Annotated in this window: 6 protein-coding genes and 4 tRNA genes; 3 read left to right on the top strand and 7 right to left on the bottom strand. The window is 43.3% G+C overall.

Annotation, left to right across the window (positions count from 1 at the left end):
• From tuf to DZ860_RS23240, 5 genes are all read right to left on the bottom strand, one after another.
• The gene (gene tuf / locus DZ860_RS23260) at positions 1–1,185 is read right to left on the bottom strand and encodes an elongation factor Tu (protein WP_120035689.1); all 1,185 of its coding nucleotides are present in this window, start codon (positions 1,183–1,185) and stop codon (positions 1–3) included.
• Between the two features lie 101 nt (positions 1,186–1,286).
• A tRNA-Thr gene (locus tag DZ860_RS23255) sits at positions 1,287–1,362 on the bottom strand.
• Between the two features lie 13 nt (positions 1,363–1,375).
• Positions 1,376–1,450, bottom strand: a tRNA-Gly gene (locus DZ860_RS23250).
• 36 nt (positions 1,451–1,486) lie between these two features.
• Positions 1,487–1,571: transfer RNA gene (locus tag DZ860_RS23245), tRNA-Tyr, on the bottom strand.
• 50 nt (positions 1,572–1,621) lie between these two features.
• Positions 1,622–1,697 (bottom strand) — tRNA-Thr (locus DZ860_RS23240).
• Positions 1,698–1,907: 210 nt separating this feature from the next.
• Between DZ860_RS23240 and coaA the strand changes: the two genes are divergently transcribed.
• Complete coding sequence (coaA, locus tag DZ860_RS23235; RefSeq protein WP_120035687.1) at positions 1,908–2,831, top strand: type I pantothenate kinase; 924 nt, start codon at positions 1,908–1,910, stop codon at positions 2,829–2,831.
• Between the two features lie 73 nt (positions 2,832–2,904).
• Here the strand turns inward: coaA and DZ860_RS23230 are convergent, their stop codons facing one another.
• Positions 2,905–3,330 (bottom strand): DUF805 domain-containing protein, encoded by a 426-nt coding sequence (locus tag DZ860_RS23230; protein WP_120035685.1) that lies wholly within the window; start codon positions 3,328–3,330, stop codon positions 2,905–2,907.
• Between the two features lie 22 nt (positions 3,331–3,352).
• Positions 3,353–3,700, bottom strand: a complete 348-nt coding sequence (locus tag DZ860_RS23225) for a 5-carboxymethyl-2-hydroxymuconate Delta-isomerase (RefSeq protein ID WP_120035683.1) — start codon at positions 3,698–3,700, stop codon at positions 3,353–3,355.
• A 297-nt stretch (positions 3,701–3,997) separates the two neighbouring features.
• Here DZ860_RS23225 and tpiA point away from each other — a divergent pair, with 297 nt between their 5' ends.
• Both tpiA and DZ860_RS23215 read left to right on the top strand, forming a co-directional pair.
• A complete protein-coding gene (gene tpiA, locus DZ860_RS23220; protein ID WP_120035681.1) occupies positions 3,998–4,771 on the top strand; it encodes a triose-phosphate isomerase in 774 nt (257 codons plus the stop codon).
• Positions 4,772–4,907: 136 nt separating this feature from the next.
• Positions 4,908–6,263, top strand: coding sequence for an MATE family efflux transporter (locus tag DZ860_RS23215; protein WP_120035679.1), 1,356 nt, complete (start codon positions 4,908–4,910; stop codon positions 6,261–6,263).
• Positions 6,264–6,415 lie beyond the last annotated feature (152 nt).

The following is a 6,415-nucleotide window of genomic DNA, read 5'->3' as shown; positions in this document are numbered from 1 at the left end:
TTATTCGAAGATTTTAGCAACAACACCAGCACCTACTGTACGGCCACCTTCACGGATAGCGAAACGTAGGCCATCATCCATTGCGATTGGAGCGATTAGCTCAACGATCATTTGGATGTTGTCACCAGGCATTACCATTTCTACGCCTTCTGGTAGAGAGATATCACCAGTTACGTCAGTTGTACGGAAGTAGAACTGTGGACGGTAGCCTTTGAAGAACGGAGTATGACGGCCGCCTTCGTCTTTAGAAAGTACGTATACTTCTGACTCGAACTTAGTGTGTGGAGTGATTGAACCAGGCTTAGCTAGTACTTGACCACGTTCAACGTCATCACGCTTAGTACCACGTAGAAGTGCACCAACGTTCTCACCTGCACGACCTTCGTCAAGCAGTTTACGGAACATTTCAACACCAGTACAAGTAGTAGTTGTAGTATCTTTGATACCAACGATTGCTACTTCGTCACCTACGTTTAGGATACCGCGCTCGATACGACCAGTTACTACTGTACCACGACCTTGGATTGAGAATACGTCTTCGATAGGCATTAGGAATGGCATATCTACTGCACGCTCTGGCTCTGGGATGTAAGTATCTAGAGCTTCAGCAAGTTCGATGATTTTAGCTTCCCACTGCTCTTCGCCGTTTAGTGCGCCTAGTGCAGAACCTTGGATAACTGGTAGGTCATCACCTGGGAAGTCGTATTCAGAAAGAAGTTCACGAACTTCCATTTCTACTAGTTCTAGTAGCTCTTCGTCATCAACCATGTCACATTTGTTCATGAATACGATGATGTAAGGGATACCAACCTGACGGCCTAGTAGGATGTGCTCACGAGTTTGTGGCATTGGACCATCTGTAGCAGCAACTACAAGGATACCGCCGTCCATCTGTGCAGCACCAGTGATCATGTTTTTAACATAATCCGCGTGTCCTGGACAGTCTACGTGTGCGTAGTGACGTGATGGAGTGTCGTACTCTACGTGAGAAGTAGAGATTGTGATACCGCGCTCACGCTCTTCTGGAGCGTTATCGATAGATGCGAAGTCACGAGCTGAACCGCCGTATACTTTAGATAAAGTAGTACAGATAGCAGCTGTTAGAGTAGTTTTACCGTGGTCAACGTGGCCGATAGTACCAACGTTTACGTGCGGTTTTACACGTTCAAATTTTTCTTTAGACATGGGGTGTCCCTCTAGGTACGGATTTAAGTGGCGCAAATGACCACGTAACCAAACTTATTGGTGATAAAGTATATATCAAAAGGAAAATTTTGCTTCAGAGCTGGTGCTGATACCCAGAGTCGAACTGGGGACCTCATCCTTACCAAGGATGCGCTCTACCGACTGAGCTATATCAGCAACACAATGTGATTGGAGCGGGCAGCGGGAATCGAACCCGCATCATCAGCTTGGAAGGCTGAGGTAATAGCCATTATACGATGCCCGCACACGTAATACTCTGAGAGCTATTTCCATTGAAATATGGTGGAGGGGGACGGATTCGAACCATCGAAGGCAGTGCCGGCAGATTTACAGTCTGCTCCCTTTGGCCACTCGGGAACCCCTCCAAATTTTTACATTCCAATCTCACTACTTGTTTCTAAGAAACTGGAGAGAATGGTGCCGACTACCGGAATCGAACTGGTGACCTACTGATTACAAGTCAGTTGCTCTACCTACTGAGCTAAGTCGGCATAAGTGGAGCGCATTCTATTGAATGATTTTCTACCTTGCAATAGGTAAATCAAAAAAAAATGCATTTTCTAGCGAATTCTATTTATTTGCTGGAAATTCAAACAAATTTATTGATCGTAAAACCGAACTCGTCGCTAGATTATTTCCATTACAAGCTGCTTGGTGTATGTTCCGAATAATTACTTTTTGTAAACCATGTTAGGATAACCATGACGCCATATCTCTCTTTTACCCGTCAACAGTGGGCTGAATTACGAAATTCAGTGCCGTTGACATTGTCCCCTGAGGACTTAAAAGAATTACAAGGGGTCAATGAGAGCCTAACGACAGAGGAAGCAATAGAGATCTATTTACCTCTTGCTCGTCTTCTTAACCTTTACATCGAAGCCCGCCAAAGTCGCAACTCTGTTCTGCATAACTTTCTAGGTAATGACAATGTTGCTCCGCCGTTTATTATTGGCATCGCTGGAAGCGTCGCTGTAGGGAAAAGCACGACAGCACGACTACTCAAAGCTTTGTTATCTCGCTGGGAGAATCACCCTAAAGTCGAATTGGTGACAACGGACGGTTTTCTCTATCCAAAAGAGGTCCTCAACGAACGAGGCATCATGCATCGCAAGGGGTTTCCCGAATCTTATGATATTAAACGCCTTGTAGAATTCGTTTCTGATGTGAAAGCGGGTAAACCGAGTTTAGAGGTTCCGCAATATTCGCACATCACCTACGATATTACTGATGACCTTAAGGTTGTAGATAGACCGGATGTGCTCATTATCGAAGGACTAAATGTTCTACAAAGTGGCATGGATTACCCTCATGACCCGCATCGTGTTTTCGTGTCAGATTTTCTTGATTTCTCTATTTATGTCGATGCTGATACTGACGTCATCGAGAATTGGTACATCGAACGTTTTTTGAAATTCCGTCAAGGTGCATTTGCTGAACCTGGTTCTTATTTTAGTCACTACACTCAACTTTCCGAGCAAGAAGCAATCACGAAAGCTCGCGGTATTTGGCAAGATATTAATGGTCTAAACCTGAACGAAAATATTCTACCAACTAAGGGCCGAGCACATTTGATGTTAAAAAAAGGCGATGCACACAAAGTCGAAGAAATTTTCCTTAGAAAGTAAAACGCTCAACCATAGGCTGAGCGTTTTAGTCGAGCATCAATATTCACCGCGGTCATTGGTAACCGCCTAGAAGTTATTTTACTTCTGGGCCATATCGATTATCGCCTTGGCTTCCTTTTAGCAAGCCGCACTCAATAAAAATCCATGCGCCACAAATTAAAGCGGCAATAGAAACAATCAGTTGCAACGTTGTCGCTTGAGTTAACTGGCTAGGATCGCTCGCTGGTGCGGACAATCGCCCCGCAATCAAAGGAACATTCATTAAAAGCCACCAATTGGATTTGTCGCGGTCATGCCAACGCTTAGCGGTAATCGCCAAGTCCGGGATTAATACCACGATCAAAAACAGGGGCAACAGTAGATGCGCAACGGCAGGAAAAAGTGCGTTTATCCCTGCCATAAAACCTACGATCAAAATGTAGTAAGTTACATTCCACATCCAAAATGTTTTGCGCCCAATACGCCCTTGAAACGAAAACAATAATTCTTTAATCGACATTTTTACAACCCAAAATAACCATTCAATTAATTAGCTTCTGAAAACTCTCTTTATCCATATCTCGTATATTGATCGTCAAGCTACGTACATGGCCTGCCTGTTCTTGTAACACATTCATTAGCTGTCGAGAAAGCTCTCTTTTTTGTTCTGAACTGCGCCCTGACAATAGCTCAAAACTAATATGTATAAAATCTACACTGTCCCCCTCTTCACCAACTAACCAATGATGGCAACGTAAGGCTCGAGATTTGACTGAAGCACAATCAAACAATTCCGATCTAAGTACAACGTGATGTAAATCCTCTAACAGTCCTTGTACATTCACTCTTTCATCTACTGAGTTTGAGTATTCCATTACTAGATTTGGCATATATTCACTTACTCACTCTATTGAATCGGTATAAAATCTCACCAGTAATAACAATTTCAAATAAAGATTCCGAGAAAGTTACTATCATTCTGTTTACCAGATCACTGATATCTAATTTTAGTGATCCAATTTGATAAAAAGAGAACACTTACCCAGCGCCGAGATCCAAGAAAGTAATGACAGGAATCATGATCTACGCAAATTATTCTGTTATATTCCTACGTAGATTTTTTACATAATTAAGCTTTTTGCTTATTTTTATATAGCTTTTAATTAATAGTTAATGGAGATATCCCTATGCGTCGTCCTGTAGTGATGGGTAACTGGAAACTTAATGGTAGCAAAGCAATGGTAACTGAGCTGCTAAGCGGTCTAAACACGGAACTTGAAGGCGTAACTGGCGTTGACGTTGCAGTCGCTCCACCAGCATTGTTCATCGACTTAGCAGAGCGCACACTAACTGATTTCGGTAGCGCAATCATCCTAGGTGCTCAAAATACTGACGTTAACAACAGCGGCGCATTCACTGGCGACATGTCTCCAGAAATGCTAAAAGAATTTGGCGCAACTCACATCATCATCGGCCACTCTGAGCGTCGCGAATACCACGCTGAGTCTGATGAATTCGTTGCTAAAAAATTCGCTTTCCTAAAAGAAAATGGCCTAACTCCTGTTCTATGTATCGGTGAGTCTGAAGCACAAAACGAAGCAGGCGAAACTGTTGCAGTATGTGCTCGTCAACTTGACGCTGTTATCAACACTCAAGGTGTTGAAGCTCTTGAAGGTGCTATCATCGCTTACGAACCAATCTGGGCAATCGGTACTGGTAAAGCAGCAACAGCAGAAGATGCACAACGCATCCATGCTCAAATCCGTGCTCACATCGCAGAGAAATCTGAAGAAGTGGCTAAGAACGTTGTTATCCAATACGGCGGTTCTGTTAAACCAGAAAACGCTGCAGCTTACTTCGCACAACCAGACATCGATGGTGCTCTAGTTGGCGGTGCAGCTCTTGACGCGAAAAGCTTTGCAGCTATCGCGAAAGCAGCAGCTGAAGCAAAAAATGCATAATCACGAACAATTTATTCATCTTATATGAGTAATTGTACGTAAAAAAAAGGTCAGCTTTGCTGGCCTTTTTAGTTTCTAATTGGCACCAATTTACCGAATCAAGTATCCTAGCCTTTTCCACGAACGTGATAATACTATGCACGATAAACATGGCTTGCTAACAGGCCCAGTTCCTCAAGTGCTGCGTCAGATGACGATTCCCATGACATTCGGTCTGGTCGCCATCTTGATGTTTAATCTCGTGGATACGTTCTTTATTTCTTTGCTTGGTACACATGCTCTTGCCGCCATTAGCTACACATTCCCCGTAACTTTCGCTGTCAATTGCATAACGATGGGCATAGGCATTGGTTTATCTACCAATATTGCACGCTTACTTGGCCAAGGTAACGATAAGCACGCCGCTCAATTCTCTACTCACGGTCTACTCTTATCTGTGATCTTGGTTTGTTGTGCTTCTACTCTCGGTTTTCTTACCATTGATCCATTATTTCTCGCACTTGGTGCTGATGAATCATTACTGCCGTTAATACGAGAATATATGCAGATATGGTATCTCACCGTTCCCTTGTTAGTGATTCCAATGGCTGGGAATAGTGCAATAAGAGCGACTGGTGATACTTTAACTCCCGCAAAAATAATGATGCTTGCTGGCCTAATCAATGGGCTGCTCGATCCCCTGCTTATTTTTGGTTACGGCCCTTTCCCTAAACTTGGCATTCAAGGTGCAGCCATTGCCAGTGCTTTTAGTTGGCTTAGTGCTTTGTGTTGCTCTCTGTATGTGTTGATCAAGCGCGAACGTCTACTCAGCTTTCCTCATATGAAAGGGATGTATACTGATTGGATGCTGATCTTGAAAATTGGTACTCCTGCCGCATTCTCTAACGCAATGACTCCTATTTCTGGTGCGCTATTAATGATGCTGCTTTCTAGCCATGGTACAGCGGCTGTGGCTGCTTATGGGGCGGCGCAACGAGTTGAATCCATCTTGATACTCGTTTTAATGGCATTGACCTCAGCCCTTACTCCATTTATTGCACAAAATATTGGTGCCAATAACCCAGAACGTAGTTTCAATGGTTTGTTTTTAGGAATGCGTTTCTCCATCGTCTTTCAGTTAATTTTATTTCTCATGATGGTTCCTCTTAGCGTTCCACTATCTGCATTATTTTCGCAAGAACAAAGTGTCAGGGATTTATTGTGGCATTACTTGCTGATAGTCCCTATAAGCTATGGATGCCAGGGGATAGTGATGATGCTGATATCGGCTCTCAATGCCCTCCATCAACCATTAAAAGCGTTTCAATGGAGCTTTATGCGATTATTCGTATTTCTCTTGCCTAGCGCGTGGGCTGGCAGCCAATTTTATGGAATCGAAGGATTGTTTATCGGCATTACGATAGGGAATATTTTGAGTGGTATCCTTGGGTATGCATATTGTGTGAAATTAAAAAAACAGTATGTGCTGCCACAAATAGAAAAGCCGACCTAATGATCTAATGCCACTCGCTTAAGAGCGAGTGGCATTTTTATCTCTAGAGCGTGAGGGGTATTTTTGCGCTTTTTTTAGCACAGCTCTGGGGTAAGGCTTTCTTTTTCTCTTTTTAGGAAGTATTAGCCGTTTGCCATTGTCCCTCAACTCTT

Origin of the sequence: Vibrio sinensis (genome assembly GCF_003605645.1) — a bacterium.
Classification (GTDB): Bacteria; Pseudomonadota; Gammaproteobacteria; order Enterobacterales; family Vibrionaceae; genus Vibrio; species Vibrio sinensis.
This window is presented reverse-complemented; position numbering and strand designations above follow the sequence as displayed.